Source organism: Nonomuraea wenchangensis, from assembly GCF_900111685.1.
Lineage (GTDB): Bacteria > Actinomycetota > Actinomycetes > Streptosporangiales > Streptosporangiaceae > Nonomuraea > Nonomuraea wenchangensis.
In genome coordinates this window covers 247,918-264,802 of record NZ_FOHX01000011.1, presented here as the reverse complement: position 1 = coordinate 264,802, position 16,885 = coordinate 247,918, and the positions used below count along the sequence as shown (strand labels likewise).

19 protein-coding genes are annotated in these 16,885 nt (G+C 69.4%); 13 read left to right on the top strand and 6 right to left on the bottom strand.

The features are described 5' to 3' along the window. Window positions 1–61 precede the first annotated feature (61 nt). Window positions 62–646 (top strand): isopentenyl-diphosphate Delta-isomerase, encoded by a 585-nt coding sequence (gene idi / locus BMW85_RS30620; protein ID WP_091088302.1) that lies wholly within the window; start codon window positions 62–64, stop codon window positions 644–646. Window positions 647–714: 68 nt separating this feature from the next. Here idi and BMW85_RS30615 read toward each other — a convergent pair whose 3' ends face one another. Further along, window positions 715–1,794: an inositol-3-phosphate synthase gene (locus BMW85_RS30615; protein ID WP_091088299.1), complete on the bottom strand. Its 1,080-nt coding sequence runs from the start codon at window positions 1,792–1,794 to the stop codon at window positions 715–717. A 13-nt stretch (window positions 1,795–1,807) separates the two neighbouring features. Next, window positions 1,808–2,392 carry a PadR family transcriptional regulator gene (locus BMW85_RS30610; protein WP_091088297.1) on the bottom strand — a complete coding sequence of 195 codons (585 nt, stop codon included), beginning with the start codon at window positions 2,390–2,392 and terminating at the stop codon, window positions 1,808–1,810. Between the two features lie 134 nt (window positions 2,393–2,526). Between BMW85_RS30610 and BMW85_RS30605 the strand changes: the two genes are divergently transcribed. The 4 genes from BMW85_RS30605 to BMW85_RS30590 all read left to right on the top strand — a co-directional run bounded on the left by BMW85_RS30605 (window position 2,527) and on the right by BMW85_RS30590 (window position 8,075). Beyond that, complete coding sequence (locus BMW85_RS30605) at window positions 2,527–2,913, top strand: DUF5318 family protein (protein ID WP_020543057.1); 387 nt, start codon at window positions 2,527–2,529, stop codon at window positions 2,911–2,913. 238 nt (window positions 2,914–3,151) lie between these two features. After that, window positions 3,152–5,695 carry a transglycosylase domain-containing protein gene (locus tag BMW85_RS30600; RefSeq protein ID WP_177240957.1) on the top strand — a complete coding sequence of 848 codons (2,544 nt, stop codon included), beginning with the start codon at window positions 3,152–3,154 and terminating at the stop codon, window positions 5,693–5,695. Further along, window positions 5,692–7,014 (top strand): glycosyltransferase family 87 protein, encoded by a 1,323-nt coding sequence (locus BMW85_RS30595; RefSeq protein ID WP_091088292.1) that lies wholly within the window; start codon window positions 5,692–5,694, stop codon window positions 7,012–7,014. The genes BMW85_RS30600 and BMW85_RS30595 overlap by 4 nt, the downstream gene beginning before the upstream one ends. Further along, window positions 7,011–8,075 carry a mannosyltransferase family protein gene (locus tag BMW85_RS30590; RefSeq protein WP_091088289.1) on the top strand — a complete coding sequence of 355 codons (1,065 nt, stop codon included), beginning with the start codon at window positions 7,011–7,013 and terminating at the stop codon, window positions 8,073–8,075. Before BMW85_RS30595 ends, BMW85_RS30590 begins: the two co-directional genes overlap by 4 nt. Before the next feature lie 63 nt (window positions 8,076–8,138). Here BMW85_RS30590 and BMW85_RS30585 read toward each other — a convergent pair whose 3' ends face one another. Further along, window positions 8,139–8,882 (bottom strand): deoxyribonuclease IV, encoded by a 744-nt coding sequence (locus tag BMW85_RS30585; protein ID WP_177240956.1) that lies wholly within the window; start codon window positions 8,880–8,882, stop codon window positions 8,139–8,141. Window positions 8,883–8,956: 74 nt separating this feature from the next. On the opposite strand from BMW85_RS30585, the gene BMW85_RS49820 reads away from it, so the two are divergent. Continuing rightward, window positions 8,957–9,133, top strand: coding sequence for a hypothetical protein (locus tag BMW85_RS49820; RefSeq protein ID WP_177240955.1), 177 nt, complete (start codon window positions 8,957–8,959; stop codon window positions 9,131–9,133). An 84-nt stretch (window positions 9,134–9,217) separates the two neighbouring features. Here BMW85_RS49820 and BMW85_RS30580 read toward each other — a convergent pair whose 3' ends face one another. Next, entirely contained in the window at window positions 9,218–9,529 is a 312-nt protein-coding gene (locus tag BMW85_RS30580; protein ID WP_245775161.1) for a hypothetical protein, read from the bottom strand. 191 nt (window positions 9,530–9,720) lie between these two features. On the opposite strand from BMW85_RS30580, the gene rpsF reads away from it, so the two are divergent. The 7 genes from rpsF to BMW85_RS30545 all read left to right on the top strand — a co-directional run bounded on the left by rpsF (window position 9,721) and on the right by BMW85_RS30545 (window position 13,981). Beyond that, window positions 9,721–10,011 (top strand): 30S ribosomal protein S6, encoded by a 291-nt coding sequence (rpsF, locus tag BMW85_RS30575; protein ID WP_055504125.1) that lies wholly within the window; start codon window positions 9,721–9,723, stop codon window positions 10,009–10,011. Between the two features lie 79 nt (window positions 10,012–10,090). Further along, on the top strand, window positions 10,091–10,645 hold the full coding sequence (locus BMW85_RS30570; protein WP_091088284.1) for a single-stranded DNA-binding protein: 555 nt from the start codon (window positions 10,091–10,093) through the stop codon (window positions 10,643–10,645). Between the two features lie 63 nt (window positions 10,646–10,708). Further along, a complete protein-coding gene (gene rpsR / locus BMW85_RS30565) occupies window positions 10,709–10,945 on the top strand; it encodes a 30S ribosomal protein S18 (protein ID WP_020543048.1) in 237 nt (78 codons plus the stop codon). Between the two features lie 15 nt (window positions 10,946–10,960). Then, on the top strand, window positions 10,961–11,407 hold the full coding sequence (rplI, locus tag BMW85_RS30560; protein WP_091088283.1) for a 50S ribosomal protein L9: 447 nt from the start codon (window positions 10,961–10,963) through the stop codon (window positions 11,405–11,407). 101 nt (window positions 11,408–11,508) lie between these two features. Beyond that, window positions 11,509–12,375, top strand: a complete 867-nt coding sequence (locus BMW85_RS30555; RefSeq protein WP_091088280.1) for an ABC transporter substrate-binding protein — start codon at window positions 11,509–11,511, stop codon at window positions 12,373–12,375. After that, window positions 12,372–13,241, top strand: a complete 870-nt coding sequence (locus BMW85_RS30550) for an amino acid ABC transporter permease (protein WP_091088278.1) — start codon at window positions 12,372–12,374, stop codon at window positions 13,239–13,241. Before BMW85_RS30555 ends, BMW85_RS30550 begins: the two co-directional genes overlap by 4 nt. Then, window positions 13,238–13,981, top strand: coding sequence for an amino acid ABC transporter ATP-binding protein (locus BMW85_RS30545; RefSeq protein WP_091088275.1), 744 nt, complete (start codon window positions 13,238–13,240; stop codon window positions 13,979–13,981). The genes BMW85_RS30550 and BMW85_RS30545 overlap by 4 nt, the downstream gene beginning before the upstream one ends. On the opposite strand, the gene BMW85_RS30540 is transcribed toward BMW85_RS30545, so the two are convergent. Next, a complete protein-coding gene (locus tag BMW85_RS30540) occupies window positions 13,978–15,453 on the bottom strand; it encodes an APC family permease (RefSeq protein WP_245775160.1) in 1,476 nt (491 codons plus the stop codon). The genes BMW85_RS30545 and BMW85_RS30540 overlap by 4 nt on opposite strands. A gap of 67 nt (window positions 15,454–15,520) precedes the next feature. Next, window positions 15,521–16,822 carry an MATE family efflux transporter gene (locus BMW85_RS30535; protein WP_091088271.1) on the bottom strand — a complete coding sequence of 434 codons (1,302 nt, stop codon included), beginning with the start codon at window positions 16,820–16,822 and terminating at the stop codon, window positions 15,521–15,523. Window positions 16,823–16,885 lie beyond the last annotated feature (63 nt).

Below are 16,885 nucleotides of genomic sequence, written 5' to 3'. Positions count from 1 at the left end.
GGGCGCAGCGGGCCGGTCCGGATGTTTCTCGTGGTGGCCGTCATTGCGTACGCTTCAAAGCGTGACGACCGAGGAACACGTTGTGCTGGTAGACCGTGACGGCCGCGCGCTCGGCACCGCGCCCAAGACGTCGGTGCACGGTCCGGAGACGCCGCTGCACTTGGCGTTCTCCAGTTATGTCTTCGACGGCGAAGGCCGGGTGCTGCTCACCAGGCGGGCCGACCACAAGGTCACCTGGCCGGGGGTGTGGACCAACAGCTGCTGCGGCCACCCGCTGCCGGGCGAGGCGCTCGGCCGGGCCGTGGTGCGGCGGCTGGCGTACGAGCTGGGGCTGCGCTCCGCGGGCGCCGACCTGATGCTGCCGGGCTTCTCCTACCGCGCCGTCATGGCCAACGGCATCGTCGAGCACGAGCTCTGCCCGGTCTACCGGGTCGTCGTCGAAGGGCCCGCGCAGCCCAACCCGGAGGAGGTGGGGGAGACGATGTGGATGCCGTGGAAGGAGTTCGCCGAGGGGGCGCAGAACGGCCTGCTGGCGCTCTCGCCGTGGTGCCGCGAGCAGGTGCCGCTGCTCGCCGAGCTCGGCTGCGACCCGCTGACCTGGGAGCCGGCCTCCGCCGCCGAGCTGCCGCCGGCCGCCCGGGGCTGAACGCGCGAACGGCGCCACACTCCAGCGGGAGCGCGGCGCCGTTCGCGTAGGTCAAGCGGGTCAGCGGGTCAGCGCTCGACCTCGCCCCGGATGAACTTCTCGACGTACTCGCGGGCCTCGTCGTCGGAGAACTGCTTCGGCGGCGACTTCATGAAGTAGGAGGAAGCCGACAGGATCGGCCCGCCGACACCCCGGTCGAGGGCGATCTTGGCGGCGCGTACGGCGTCGATGATGATGCCGGCCGAGTTCGGCGAGTCCCAGACCTCCAGCTTGTACTCCAGATTGAGCGGCGTGTCGCCGAAGGAGCGCCCCTCCAGCCGCACGTACGCCCACTTGCGGTCGTCCAGCCACGGCACGTGGTCCGACGGCCCGATGTGCACGTCGGCCTTGCCCATCTCGTGCGGGATCTGCGAGGTGACCGACTGCGTCTTGGAGATCTTCTTCGACTGGAGGCGCTTGCGCTCCAGCATGTTCATGAAGTCCATGTTGCCGCCGAAGTTGAGCTGGTAGGTGCGCAGCAGCTCCACCCCGCGGTCCTCGAACAGCTTGGCCAGCACGCGGTGCGTGATGGTGGCGCCGACCTGCGACTTGATGTCGTCGCCGACGATCGGCACGCCCGCCTCGGTGAACTTCTCGGCCCACTCGGGGTCGGAGGCGATGAAGACCGGCAGCGCGTTGACGAAGGCCACCTTGGCGTCGATCGCGCACTGCGCGTAGAAGCGGTCGGCGTCCTCCGAGCCCACCGGCAGGTAGGACACCAGGACGTCGACCTGGTTGTCGCGGAGCACCTGGACCACGTCGACCGGAGCCTCGTCGGACTCCTCGATGATCTCCTGGTAGAACTCGCCGAGGCCGTCGAAGGTGTGACCGCGCTGGACCGTCACCCCCAGGGGCGGCACGTCACAGATCTTGATCGTGTTGTTCTCGCTGGCGACGATCGCCTCGGAGAGGTCGCGGCCGACCTTCTTGGCGTCCACGTCGAACGCCGCGACGAACTCGACGTCGCCGACGTGGTAGTCGCCGAACTTCACGTGCATCAGGCCAGGGACCCGTGTGTCCGGGTCGGCGTCCTTGTAGTAGTGAACGCCCTGGACCAGCGACGACGCGCAGTTGCCGACACCGACAATGGCCACGCGAACCGAACCCATCGCACTCGCTCCCTTACTCATCAGTTGACGTGGTATCCCTCTCGGGCCCTTCAGAGGCCCGACGCTCCGTTGCGATCAGCTCGTTGAGCCAGCGCACCTCGCGCTCGACCGACTCGAGCCCATGACGCTGCAGTTCGAGCGTGTAACTGTCGAGACGCTCCCTGGTGCGCGCCAGCGCCGTCCGCACCGCGTCGAGCCGCTCCTCAAGCCGGCTACGGCGGCCTTCGAGAATGCGCAGCCGCACCTCGGCCTCGGTGTGCCGGAAGAACGCGAAGTGCACACCGAAGCTCTCGTCCTCCCATGCGGAGGGCCCGGCCTGCGTCAGCAGCTCCTGCAGCCGTTCCTTGCCCTCGGCGGTCAGCCTGTAAACGATCTTTGATCGGCCGCCGACGATCGCGGTGGGAGCGGGCTGCTCCTCCGTGATGAGGCCGCGAGCGAGGAGCGATCGCAGACAGGGATACAGAGAGCCGTAGGAGAACGCGCGAAACATGCCCAGCAGGGCATTGAGGCGTTTGCGCAGCTCGTAGCCGTGGAGTGGCGTCTCGTGCAGCGACCCGAGCACGGCCAGTTCCAGGACCCTGCCCTGTCCACCGGCCATGGGAACCGCCCTCCTCTCGCGTCGATGTATCGAGCCGATACATCCCCAGGATACGTCGCTCCGCTATATCGCGGCAATCTGTGGATTTCCCAAGGCGTTGGGATGATCCGCTGAAACGCCGTAGTCTGGCGCTCATGTGGTCACAGCGAAGGGTGGTGGATTACGGCCTCGCGAAAAGGGCGGTCGTCCGCTCCCTGCGTTCCGGGCGCACTTCGCGCGGCGACGTCTGTGACGCACAGCCGTACCTCCTTCGCGCGGCACGCCACTTCGGCGAGCCGACCGAACGTCTCTGCCCGGTGTGCGAGAGGGAGAACGTCACCCACGTGACGTATGTCTATGGCGATTCGCTCGGCTCACATGCCGGACAGGCAAAGGCCGCTTCGGAACTCGCCGCCATGGCACATGATTACGATGAGTTCCGGGTGTACGTCGTCGAGGTCTGTCAGGGTTGTTCCTGGAACCACCTGACGGTTTCGTACGTCCTCGGGAACGGACCGCCTGAGCCCGCAGGCCAGGCGTGACTACACCACCGAGGGCGGCCGAGGAACCTCACGCCCAACCGCCGCTTTTGTTCCGACGACAGTGCGAGGACGTGTGAGTAACAGCATGAATGAGGGAACGGCTCGCCCGGGGAGGCGCCGTCGCTCCACTTCATCCCGTTCTGTGCCCCAAGGTTCTCCACCTCAAACCGGCGAATCTTCCTGGAACCAGCCGCAGCCGCCGCGTCGTCCTGAAGCCGCGTACGAGCAGACGGGCGCGATGGCCGCCCAGCAGTACGACGGGCAGCCCTCGCAGGCTTACGGCGCGCAGCCTTACGAGCCGCAGCCGCCCCGGCGCGAGCCCATGCCGCCGCGGCGCGAGGGCGTCCCCCCGGGTGCCCCCGGCCACGGCGACCAGCCGCCGCCGCGTCCCGGGCGCCGCGCCCGGCAGGATCGTGCCGACACCCGCGCGGTCAGCAACCAGGACACGATGATGGCCGAGGGCCCGCGCCGCTCGCGCAGGCGCGCCCAGGGCGGCCCGCCCGAGCCTCCCGGCCCTCCCGGCCCGCCCGGCGAGAAGGACGACGGCGGCCGCGGCGGCTGGCGCCGGTTCCTGCCGAGCTGGAAGCTCGTCGTCGCCGGCTTCGTCGTCATCGCGGCCGGCCTGTTCGGCATGATCATGGTCGCCTACGCCAACACCGATGTGCCCACCGGCACCCAGGCCGACGCGATCGCCCAGCAGAGCACGATCTACTACGCCGACGGCAAGAGGGAGATCGCCAGCCTGGGCACGAAGCGTGAGATCGTCAAGCTGTCCCAGATGTCCCCGGTCCTGCGCGACGCGGTGATCGCCATCGAGAACCCCGAGTTCTACGACGACTCGGGCATCTCGATCTCCGGCATCTTCCGGTCCGTCTACATGACCGCGACCGGCCAGCAGGTCCAGGGCGCCTCGACCATCACCCAGCAGATGGCCCGCAACTACTACGACGGCCTGAGCCGCGAGGTGTCGGTCAAGCGCAAGGTCAACGAGATCTTCATCGCGGTCAAGCTCAACCAGACGCTGCCCAAGGACGAGATCCTCCAGCGCTACCTCAACACGGTCCCCTTCGGCCGGGCCTACGGCGCGGAGGCCGCCGCGAAGGCGTACTTCAACACCTCCGCCGCGAAGCTGACCCCCTCGCAGGCCGCCTACCTCGCCGCCCGCATCCAGCAGCCGGCCTGGACGCCCGAGGCGGACGGCCTGAAGAACCGCTTCCAGACCGTCGTCCAGTACATGGCGAGGCAGTGGCCGGACAAGTACGGCACCCTCCCGCAGACCGCGAAGTTCCCCAAGGTGGTCAAGCAGAACACCAACAACGAGATGGGCGGTCTCAAGGGCTACATGGTCGAGGTGGTGCTGAGGGAGCTGGCGTCCCGTGGGCTCAGTGAGGACGAGGTCCGCAGCGGCGGCTTCCGCATCGTCACCACCTTCGACCGCAAGCTCATGCTGGCCGCCAAGGAGGCGGTGACCAGCACGATGTCGTCGATGAGCAAGGAGTACCACGCCGGTCTCGCCGCGGTGGACCCGAGGAACGGCAGGGTGATCGCCTTCTACGGCGGCACCGACTACGTCTCCGACCCCTGGAACGAGCCCTTCGACTCCAAGAAGCAGGCCGCCTCCGCGTTCAAGCCGTACGTGCTGGCCGCCTGGCTCCAGGCCGGCTACTCGCTCAAGAGCTACGTGCCCGGCAACGAGACGGTGCCGAAGGTCCTGCCCGGCCAGCAGCCCGGCGGCATCAAGAACAGCCACAACGTCGGCGTCGCGGTAGACGTCGTCAAGGCCACCGCGGATTCGGTCAACACCGCGTTCGTGTCCATGGCGTACAAGCTGCCCGGTCAGCTCGACGAGGTGCGCAACCTCGTCGAGGCGGCCGGGTTCAACCCCAAGGACATGAAGGCCGACATCGAGGAGCACCACTACCAGTTCGCCATCGGCAGCGCCCCGGTCACCCCGGTCGACCAGGCCGCCGGCTACTCCATCTTCGCCAACGGCGGCAAGTACACCCGCTGGCATGTGATCAAGGAGGTCAAGCAGGGCAACAAGCTGGTCTACGGCGAGCAGCGGGTGTCGAAGAACGTCATCGACGCCGGCGTGGCCGCCGACGCCACCGTGGCCATGCAGGAGGTGCTGCGCAGCGGCACCGCGCGGGGCAAGGGCCTCGGCAACCGCCCGGCCGCCGGCAAGACCGGCACCAACAACGACGAGAACGGCGCCTGGTTCGTCGGCTACACCCCGCAGATCTCCACCGCGGTCGGGTTCTACCGCGAGCAGTGCGTGACGAAGAGCGGCAAGACCGTCCCGCCGCTCCACTCCAACTGCCCGATCACGCCCAAGGGCAAGCCGAGCAAGAAGTACGGCCCCGACAACCCCTACACCACGCCGCGCGAGGTCTCGCTCGGCTTCGAGGGCGCCGGCCCGCCCACCATCGCCTGGCAGAAGTTCATGCTGGCCGCGCACGAGGGCAAGCCGATCGAGCAGTTCCCGCAGAAGTCCGACGTGGGCCTGCCGGAGAACATCGTGCCGAGCCCGACGCCCACGCCGACGGCGACGAAGACCCACGACCCGTCCGACGTCGACGACCCCTTCGGCGGCAACGAGGACAACGGCAACGGCAACCAGGACTGCCTGGTCCAGCCCTGTAACGAGCAGGGCCCCGGCGATGAGGACAACTTCGGCATCAACGACGACGGCGGCGTCGACCAGGGCGACAACGACGGGTTCGGCGGGTTCGGCGGCGCGTTCGCGCCCGGGCCGCGTCCCTCGGGACGAGAGGACTGGTGAACAGCCTCGCGGCACGCGTCCCGCTGGCGGCGCGTGCCATCCCCTTCCTGCCTCTGGGGCTGATCGCGGCCCTGGGGGCGAGCCTCGCGTACGTCGTGCGCCTGCCCTGCCGCACCGGCGGCTGGAACGACCAGGTCACGACGTACACGAACTTCTGCTACACCGACATCTACCCGCTGTTCTTCGACCGCGGTCTGTCCACCCAGAACCCCTACTTCGCCGACGTGCCCTTCGACAAGCAGGTCGAATACCCGGTGGTGCTGGGCGAGGTCATGCAGGTGATCAGCTGGGTCGTCCGGTGGGTGGAGGACGACGTGGTCGGGCAGGCGGTCAAGTTCTACGACCTGACCGTGATCCTGCTCGGCGTCTGCCTGGTGATCGGCGTGCTGCTGATGGCCGCGGTGGCCGGGCCCACCCGCCGCTGGGACGCGCTCTGGTACGCGATCTCGCCGGCCGTGGTGCTGGCCGCGTACATCAACTGGGACCTCGTCGCGGGCGCGCTGTCGATGGGCATGCTGCTGGCTTGGGCCAGGCAGCGGCAGGTGCTCGCCGGGGTGCTGCTGGGGCTGGCGATCGCCACGAAGTTCTACCCGCTGATGTTCGCCGGGGCGCTGTTCCTGCTCACCCTGCGCACCGCGAAGTGGCGGCCGTTCCTGGTCACCATGGGCTCGGCGGCGGGCGCGTGGCTCGTCGTCAACCTGCCCTTCATGCTCCTGGCGTGGGAGGGCTGGCGCCGGTTCTACGTCTTCTCCGCCGAGCGCGGGGTCGACTGGGGCTCGCCGTGGCTGTTCTTCCAGACCAAGGGCTGGCACATCCTCGGCGAGAAGGACGTGAGCACGCTCGGCATGGTGTCGCTGGCGCTCATGTGCGCGGGCATCGCGGTGCTGGCGGTGGCCGCGCCGCGCCGGCCGCGGCTGGCGCAGCTCTGCTTCCTGGCGCTGGCCGCGTTCATGATGACGAACAAGGTGTGGTCGCCGCAGTTCGTGCTGTGGCTGGTGCCGTTCGCGGTGCTGGCCCGGCCCAACTGGAAGCCGCTGGCGCTGTGGCAGCTCGCCGAGCTGTGGTATTTCGCCGCGATCTGGCTCTATCTGCTCTCGCAGTCGCCGCTCGACCGGGACGATCTGGGCATCGGCGATGACACCTACTTCACGGCGGTCTGGGGGCGGATCATCACGATCGCGATCATGATGGCGTTCGTGGTGCGCGACATCCTGCGCCCTGACAAGGACGTGGTCCGGCAGGCGGACCTCGACGACCAGTCGGGCGGGGTCTTCGCCGGCGCGCCCGACCGGTTCACGCTGGCCACCGTCCTGCGATGATCACTCGCGCCGCCGCACGGGACGCGCTGCTGCTCTGGTTCGGCTCGCGGGCCGGGCTGCTGGTGGCGACGTTGCTCGGCGCGACGTTCGCCGGCTACGCCGACCGGTGGCGCAAGTGGGACGCCGGGCTGTTCATCACCATCGCCCAGTACGGCTACGACGGCGAGCCGGGCCGTCCCCCTGACGCCGGGCTGCCCGCGTTCTTCCCCGGCCTGCCGGCCGCGCTGCGGGTGGTGCACCTCGTGGTGCCCGACTGGGAGACGGCCGGGCTGCTGATCTCGCTGGTGGCGGGCGCGGTCGCGATGGTGGCGCTGGCCCGGCTGGCCGAGTTCGAGGGCGCCGACGGGTGGATGGCGGTGGCGGCGCTGCTGACCTTCCCGCTGGCGGTGTTCCTGTCGGCGGGCTACAGCGAGGCGTTGTTCCTGGCCTTCGCGATCCCGGCGTGGCTGGCCGCCCGGCAGGGCCGCTGGGCGGCGGCGGCGCTGCTCGCGGCGGGGGCGTCCGGCGTGCGGATCACCGGGTTGTTCCTGGCGGTGGCGCTGGTCGTGGAGTTCGTGGCGCGGCGGGAGTCGCCGCGCCGGGCGGGGTGGCTGGCGGTGCCCTTCCTGCCGCTGGTGGCGTACTCGTTCTACCACTACTCCCGCTCGGGCGACTGGCTGGCGTGGAAGCACGCCCAGGAGGCCGGGTGGGGCCGGGAGTTCGTCTGGCCTTGGGAGGCGTGGCGGACGACGTGGGGCTCGGCCATGGGCGGCGACGAGTTCGCGGTGGCCTTCCGCATGGAGATCGCCGGAGCCGTGGTGGCGGTGGCGGCGCTCGCGTGGCTGCTCGCGCTGCGCCGGTGGAGCGAGCTGGTCTACACGGGGGCGCAGGCAGGGGCGCTGATGACGTCGGCGTACTACCTGTCGATCCCGCGTTCGCTGCTGCTGTGGTTCCCGCTGTGGGTGCTCGTGGCGAAGGTGGCGACCAGACGGCGATGGGTGATCGCGGTGTACGTGATGGTGTGCGGGCCGCTCATGCTGCTGAACACGCTGCGTTTCCTCAGCGGCGCGTGGGCAGGGTGAAACCCTTACCCGTTTTTCCGTCTCGGTAATCCAGGGAAGTTATCCACAGCCTGTGTGTAAAGGTCACAGGTTCTTCCGCAGGAACGCGATGTCGTCCGCCTGACCGTCGCCCGGCGTCTCCACCACGACGGGCGCGCCGGCCTCGCGGCAGACCGCCAGGATCAGCTCGGGGTCGATCCTGCCCTGACCGAGGTTGGCGTGCCGGTCGGCGCCGGAGCCGAACTCGTCGCGCGAGTCGTTGCAGTGGACGAGGTCGATCCGGCCGGTGATGGCCTTGACCCGCTCGACCAGGCCGACCAGCTCCTCGCCGCCCGCGTGCGCGTGGCAGGTGTCGAGGCAGAAGCCGACGTCGAAGCCGTCGAGGGCGTCCCAGAGCCGGCCGATGCGCTCCAGCGTGCGGGCCATGGCGTTGCCGCCGCCCGCGGTGTTCTCGATCAGCACGGGGATCGGGCTCTCCATGCGCTCGAACACCTTGCGCCAGTTGTCGAAGCCGGTCTGCGGGTCGTCGCTCTTGTTGACGTGCCCGCCGTGCACCACCAGGCCCTTCGCGCCCAGCCCGGCGGCCGCCTTGAGATGCTGCTCCAGCAGCTTGCGGCTGGGGATCCTGATGCGGTTGTTGGTGGTCGCCACGTTGATCAGATAGGGGGCGTGGATGTAGACGTCCACGCCTTCGACCGGCTTGGCGGGCAGCACCGGCTTGGCGTAGCCCTGGGGGTCGCCGAGGAAGAACTGGACCACCTCCGCGCCGATCTCCCCCGCGCGGGCGGCCGGGTCGTCCTGATCGACATGAGCTCCGATGCGCACCATGTCACCGAGCTTATCCGTTTGGTGCACGCACCAGAGGGCAGTCGCCAAGGGCCCCCTACCCGAGGAGAATCGACATGTCGAGGTGGCGCTTACGTGCGCTGATCGTCTTGGTCTACGTGATCGTCGGCATCTACGTGGCCTGGGTCTACGACTACATCACACCCGGTCTGCTCAGGGACGTCGCCGAGGCGTTGCTGGCGGTGTTCCTCTGGTTCCTGGTGCTGCTGGGGATCGACCTGCACATCGGTTGAGCGACATAGCACGAGCGACACAACACGAGCGACACAGCACAACGGCCCCGGTCGAACCGGGGCCGTCGCCTTGCGGAGTGATCACTAGGGGAGGAACCCGCCGTGGGCGATGCCGAGCGCGGCACCCACGAACGAGCCGACCAGCCCGACGATGTTGACCGAGCGCTGCGGCGTGGTCACCGAGACGTACTGGGAGAACATGCCGACGGCGAAGCCGAGCGTGCCCGCCCAGGACGAGACGACGTGCGCGGCCGGCCAGAAGGTAGAGATGAAGGCCACGAGACCCAGCACCAGCGTGGCCACCGACAGGATGTTCTCGGTGGGGTGCGAGACCCCGTCACTGTTGAGCGTGAGCCTGAACCGCTCCCCTTGGGAGGGCTGAAGCACATGTGGCACTGCCACCACCCCCTTGTCTGCTAGATGCCTTCCCATGTACCAGTGGCTGGTAACCTGGGACACGCTGCGTTGTGATGGGTGATCCATCGCCCCGGCGGCGCCGAAATGGGCGTCCCCGGTTCATGCGTCAGCATCCTCCTGTCACGGCAGAGCGTCGTGACCGCAAAAGTCCAGAGGAGGTCGGAGTCCGCATGCGTCGTTACGAAGTAATGGTCATCCTGGACCCTTCACTCGACGAGCGCACCGTCGCGCCGTCCCTTGACCAGTTCCTCACCGTGGTCCGCAATGACGGCGGCACCGTGGAGAAGGTCGACGTCTGGGGCCGCCGCCGGCTCGCCTACGACATCAACAAGAAGTCGGAAGGCATCTACGCCGTCATCGACCTGTCCGCGGAGCCCGCGACGGTCAAGGAGCTCGACCGGCAGATGAACCTCAACGAGGGCATCCTGCGCACGAAGGTGCTCCGCCCCGACGTGCACTGACTGCCGACTTTTTGTCGGGAGGCAGCCGTAGTCTGAGCCGTAACCCAAGAAGAGGCGTGCAGGAAGGCGAGCGCAAGCCATGGCAGCAGGCGACACCGTAATCACCATCGTCGGCAACCTCGTCGACGACCCCGAGCTGCGCTTCACCCCGACGGGGCAAGCGGTGGCTCGTTTCCGCGTCGCGTCCACTCCGCGGTTCATGGACCGCCAGACCAACGAGTGGAAGGACGGCGAAAGCCTCTTCCTGACCTGCAACGTGTGGCGGCAGGCGGCGGAGAACGCCGCCGAGAGCCTGCAGCGCGGCATGCGGGTCATCGTGCAGGGGCGGCTCAAGCAGCGGTCCTACGAGACCAAGGAAGGCGAGAAGCGCACGGTCTACGAGGTCGAGGTCGACGAGGTCGGCCCGTCTCTGCGCAACGCCACCGCCAAGGTCAACCGCACCTCCCGTCAGGGCGGTGGCGGCGGCTTCGGCGGCGGCCCGGCCGACGACCCGTGGGCCTCCGCGACCCCGGCCCCGCCTCAGGGAGGCGGCGGCTTCGGCGGTGGCGGTGGCGGCTACGGCGGTGGCGGCGGCCAGCAGAGCGGCGGCGGCTTCGGCGGCGGCAACGACTTCAGCGACGAGCCTCCCTTCTAATCCCTGTCCATCAGTCCGAGACCATTCCCGCCCGAAAGGCGGGGCTCTGAGAGGAGCACCACGATGGCCAAGCCGGCACTGCGCAAGCCCAAGAAGAAGGTTTGCCTGTTCTGCCACGACAAGATCTCCTATGTCGACTACAAGGACACGGCCCTGCTGCGGAAGTTCATCTCCGACCGTGGCAAGATCCGTGCGCGCCGGGTGACGGGCAACTGCACCCAGCACCAGCGCGATGTCGCGACCGCGATCAAGAACGCCCGTGAGGTGGCTCTGCTGCCCTACACGAGCACCGCGCGCTAAGGAGGTTCTGTCGACATGAAGCTCATCCTCACCAACGAGGTCTCCGGCCTCGGTGCCCCTGGCGACGTCGTCGAGGTCAAGGACGGCTACGGCCGTAACTACCTCATTCCCCGCGGCTACGCCATGCGCTGGACGCGCGGCGCCGAGAAGCAGATCGATACCATCCGCAAGGCTCGCGACGCCCGCGAGATCCGTGACCTCGGCACCGCCAAGGAGGTCGCGGGCCAGCTCGGCGCGCTGAAGGTGCGCCTGGCCACCCGCGCAGGTGACTCCGGCCGCCTGTTCGGCTCGGTCACCACGGGCGACATCGCCGACGCCGTCAAGGCCGCCGGCGGGCCCGTGCTCGACCGCCGCCGCATCGAGATCGTCAACCCGATCAAGAGCGTCGGCTCGCACCGCATCACCGTGAAGCTGCACCCCGAGGTGTCGGCTTCGCTGGACGTCGAGGTCGTCGCCGACTGAGGTCGGCCCCGACGAAGCCCCTCACCCTGTGGTGAGGGGCTTTTTCCTGCTCCCGTACAATTCCACTCGTTCCCCGGTACGTTCCCCCTGGAGGCTTGGCCATGGCCCGTCCCCTCATGCTGCTCGCGCTGGCCGTGGCGCTCGTCGGTTGCGCTCCCGTTGACGAGCAGGCGCCCACCGCCTCCTCGGCCCCGGCCGCGCCCAGCGCCTCCACGGCGTGCACGAAGGAGCAGCTCACCCTGGTCAACGCGGGCAAGCTGACGATCGGCACCGACAAGCCCGCCTACGAGCCGTGGTTCAAGGACGACGACCCGAGCAACGGCCAGGGCTTCGAGAGCGCGGTGGCCTTCGCCGTCGCCGGCGAGCTGGGCTTCGACCGCAGCGAGATCGAGTGGGCGACGGTCAAGTTCGACTCGGCGTTCGCGCCGGGCAAGAAGACCTTCGACTTCGACATCAACCAGGTGTCGATCACCCCCGAGCGGGCCGAGGTCGTCGACTTCAGCAACGGCTACTACGCCGTTAAGCAGGCGGTGGTGGCGCTCAAGGGCGGCAAGTACGCCACCGCCAAGACCCTCGCCGAGCTGCAGGACGCCAAGATCGGCGTGCAGGTGGGCACGACCTCCTTCGACGCGGTCAAGAGCGTGATCAAGCCGTCCGCCGACCCCAACGTCTACAACGAGCAGGTCGACGCCATCAACGCGCTGAAGAACAAGCAGGTGGACGCGCTCGTCGTGGACCTGCCGACGGCCTTCTACGTGACCGCGGCGCAGGTCGAGGGCTCGCAGATCGTCGGCCAGTTCAGCTCGACCGGCGGCACGCCGGAGGAGTTCGGCCTGGTCATGGAGAAGGGCAGCGCGCTCAAGCCGTGCGTGGACAAGGCCGTTGACGCGCTGAAGTCCAAGGGCGAGCTGGCCAAGATCGAGCAGGAGTGGCTGGGCTCGGCGGTGGGCGCGCCCGAGCTCTCATGAGCGACCGGATCAGCCCCGTAGAGGGCCCGGGCGACTGGGTCAAGAGCGAGCGGCAGCACGAGCGGGAACGGCTCCGCCGGTCCCACGGGCGCCGCTCGGCCTCGATCGCGACGGTCTCGACGGTGGTGTTCCTCGTCCTCGTGGTGTGGGGGGTCACGAGCTCGCCCGGCTGGCCCCGGGTGGCGGCGACGTTCTTGGACGGCGAGGAGTTCGTCCACGCGCTGCCCGACGTGCTGAGCGGGTTCGTGCTCAACATCAAGATGTTCCTGATCACCGAGGTGCTGGTCCTCGCCGTCGGCCTGCTCGTGGCGCTGGCGAGGGGGATCAGGACGCCGGCGTTCTTCCCGATCAGGGCGCTCGCCACGCTCTACACCGACATCTTCCGCGGCGTGCCGACGATTCTGTTGATCCTGCTGGTCGGGTTCGGGCTGCCCGCGCTGCGGTTGCAGGGCATCCCCACGGACCTGGCGACGCTGGGGATCATCGCGCTGACGTTGTCGTACGGCGCGTACGTCGCCGAGGTCTTCCGCTCCGGCATCGAGTCGATCCATCCGAGCCAGGTGGCCGCGGCGCGCTCGCTCGGGCTGAGCCACGCCAAGACCATGCGCTTCGTGGTGCTGCCGCAGGCCACCCGCCGGGTGGTGCCGCCGCTGCTCAACGACTTCGTCTCGCTGCAGAAGGACACCGCGCTGGTCGCCGTCATCGGGCCGCTGGAGGCGCTCAGGATGGCACAGATCCACGTCGCTCACTCGTTCAAGTACTCGCCCTACCTGGCGTCGGCGCTGCTGTTCCTGCTGCTGACCATTCCGCTGGCCCGGTTCACCGACCACCTGGCCGCACGGACCAGGAGGAGGCGCGGCGCATGAGCCTGCTGAGCATCGACGGGGTGTGGAAGCACTTCCACGGGCAGAGCGTCCTGCGGGGCATCGACCTGGAGGTGGACGCGCACGAGGTGGTGAGCCTCATCGGCGCGTCGGGCTCGGGGAAGTCGACCCTGCTGCGCTGCGTCAACCTCCTGGAGACGGTGGACGACGGCGTGATCCTGCTCGACGGCGAGGACATCACCGACCCGCGCATCGACGTGGACGATGTGCGCAAGCGCATCGGCATCGTCTTCCAGTCGTTCAACCTGTTCCCGCACATGACCGTGCTGGACAACATCACGCTCGCCCCCCGCCAGGTGCACCGCGTGGCCAAGGCGCAGGCGGAGGAGCAGGCGCACGAGCTGCTGGTGCGGTTCGGGCTGGAGGGCAAGGCGCGGGCCTTCCCCGACCAGCTCTCCGGCGGGCAGCAGCAGCGGGTGGCGATCATCCGCGCGCTCGCCACGCAGCCCCGGCTGATGCTGCTCGACGAGGTCACCTCGGCGCTCGACCCGCAGCTCGTGGTGGAGGTGCTGGCGATCATCAGGGAGCTGAAGGACTCCGGCATGACGATGGTCCTCACCACGCACGAAATGAGCTTCTGTCGCGACATCTCCGACACGGTGTGCTTCCTCGACGGCGGCGTACTGGTCGAGAAGGGGCCGCCCGAGCAGCTCTTCGACGCGCCGGAGCACCCGAGGACCAAGGAGTTCCTGCGCAGCGTGGTGCACTCGGGCCGCTTCTAGCGCCGGTGCCGCCCCCCGCTGCGGGCGGGCACCGGCGCGGCCGGGCGGGCGAGCACGCTGTGGCGACGCCCGTAGGCGAGATAGACCCCCAGCCCGAACAGCATCCACAGCGCGAACCACAGCCAGGTGAGCAGCCGCAGGTTCACCATGAGCCAGAACGTGGCCACGAGCGACAGCGCGGGCACCACCGGCGACAGCGGCACCCGGAACCCGCGTTCCAGGTGCGGCATCCGCCGCCGCATCACGATCACCCCGGCCGCCACGAACCCGAAGGCGAACAGCGTCCCCAGCACGACGAGCTCCTGCAGCGTGAGCACCGGCACGAACTCCGCCAGCACGATCGCGACGCCCCCGATCACCAGCGTCACCCGCGAGGGTGTGTGGTAGCGGCGGCTGACCGCGGCGAGGCCGCGCGGGATGAGCCCGTCGCGGGCCATCGAGAACAGCACCCTTGTCTGCCCCACCATCAGCACCAGGATCACGGTGGTCAGCCCGAGCAGCGCGCCCACGTCGATGACGTGCGCCATCCAGCCCTCGCCGGCCGCGCGGAACGCGCTGGCCAGCGGCGCGTCCACGGAGATCTTCGTGTACGACACCATGCCCACCATGACCAGCGCCACCGCCACGTACACGACGGTGGCCACGACCAGGCTGCGGATCATGCCCCTCGGGACCGCCCGCGGCGCGTTCACGGTCTCCTCGGCCGCCGTCGCGACCACGTCGAAGCCGATGTAGGCGAAGGCGATGGCCGAGGCCGCCGAGAAGATCCCGAACCAGCCGAACGCGTGGCTCTCGCCCACCACGATCTCCAGCACGGTCGCGGGAGCGGTGGCGAGGGTCTTCGGCGGGACGTAGAAGTCGCCGAAGTTGCGGGCGTCCAGGTGCGGCAGGCCCACGACGATGACCGCGCCGATCGCGAGCAGCTTGGCCGCCACCATGACCCACAGCGCGCGCAGCCCGACCCGGGCGCTGAGCGCGACCACGCCGGTGAGCAGCACCAGGATCGCCAGTACGAGCAGGTCGGCGACCCGGCCGGGGGAGGGGAGGCGGACGCCGGCGTTCGCCAGCGCGCCGACCGCGATCTCGCCCCACGCGCGGGCCACGACGGCGGCGGCGAGCTGCAGCTCCAGGATCAGCGCCCAGCCGATGACCCAGGCCCAGACCTCGCCGAAGATGACGTAGGTGAAGGTGTAGGCGCTGCCCGAGGCCGGGATGGTGGACGACAGCTCGGCGTAGCACAGGCAGGCGAGCAGGCACGCGATGCCCGCGATCATGAAGGAGAGGATCACGCCAGGCCCGGCCGCGGTCGCGGCCTGCCGCCCGGCGACGGAGAAGATGCCGGCGCCGATCATCACGCCGAGGCCGAGCACGACGAGGTCGGCCGGTCGGTAGACCTCTGCCAGACTGTGCCGGGCGCCGGTGCGTAAGCCGGTGGCCGCGGAGGGCGGCAGTCGTCGCAAGATACTGGTCAAGGAACACCCCGCTCAGGGAACGCTCCGACTCTGTCTCACCACTTGGACAACAGCAAGCACGGGACGATTACGCCCCGGTCACCAGCCAGGCGGTGCCCGCCGCCCGCCTGGTGAGGGTGACGAGCCGGGCGATCATCCACACCCCGAGCGCGCACCACAGGGCGACCACGCCGAGCCCGGAGGCGAGGAAGGCGGCCGGCAGGTACGCCAGCGTCGTCCACACCCCCGCCCACGCCAGATAGCGCTGGTCGCCCGCCCCGATGAGCACCCCGTCCAGCACGAACACGATCCCGCACACCGGCTGGAACAGCGCCACCGGCCACAGCAGCGCCAGCAGCAGCTCCGTCACCTGTGGGTCGGCGTCGAACAGCCCGGGCACCAGCGGGCGCGCGAGCAGCACCAGCAGGCCGAGCACCGCGCCCGACCAGAGGCCCCACTGGACCATGCGCCTGGTGGCCGCCCTGGTGGCGGCCACGTCCCCGGCGCCGAGCGAGCGGCCGGTGATGGCCTGGCCCGCGATGGCGATGGCGTCCAGGGCGAAGGCGAGCAGCGTCCACACCTGGGTGGCGATGGCGTACGCGGCCAGCTCGGCCTGGCCCATCCTGGTGGCGATCATCGTGGCCGCGACCAGCACGACGCGCAGGCACACGGTGCGTACGAGGAGGGCGAGCCCCGCCGTGCCCGCCTGCCTGATGCCCCCCAGGCTCGGGACGAGCGAGGTGCCGAGCCGCCGCGCGCCCCTCGCCACCACGACCAGGTAGACGGCCCCGCCGAGCGTCTGGGCCAGCACTGTGCCCCACGCCGACCCGGCGATGCCCCAGTCGAGCCCCAGCACGAACCAGGCGTTCAGCGCCGCGTTGAGCGCGAACGAGCCGACGGCCACGGCCAGGGGCGTGAACGTGTCCTGGAGCCCGCGCAGCACGCCGGTGCCGGCCAGCACGACCAGCATCCCGGGCGCGCCGAACAGGCTGATCCGCAGGTACGTCACCGCCTCCGCGGACTGGCCCGGGTCCGCGCCGAACAGGCTCACCAGGGCCGGGGCCAGCGGCCAGACGACCGCGATCAGCGCCACGCCGATGGCGAGGGCCAGCCAGACGCCGTCCACGCCGCTGCGCATCGCCCGGTCGCGCCGGCCCGCCCCGGTCTGTCGGGCGACGGAGGCCGTGGTGCCGTAGGCGAGGAAGACGCACAGGTTCATGAGCGTCCCGAGCACGGCTCCCGCCACGCCCAGCGCGCCCACCGCCGTGGTGCCGAGGCCGTGGCCCACGATGGCGTAGTCGGCGAGCAGGAAGAGCGGCTCGGCCACCAGCGCGCCGAACGCCGGGATCGCCAGCCGGAGAATCTCCCTGTCTCTGGACGTAATGGGCATTCATCCATTATGCCCATTACACGACATGCGGCGCCAACTTTCTTTCCTCCACAGCCGGTGGAC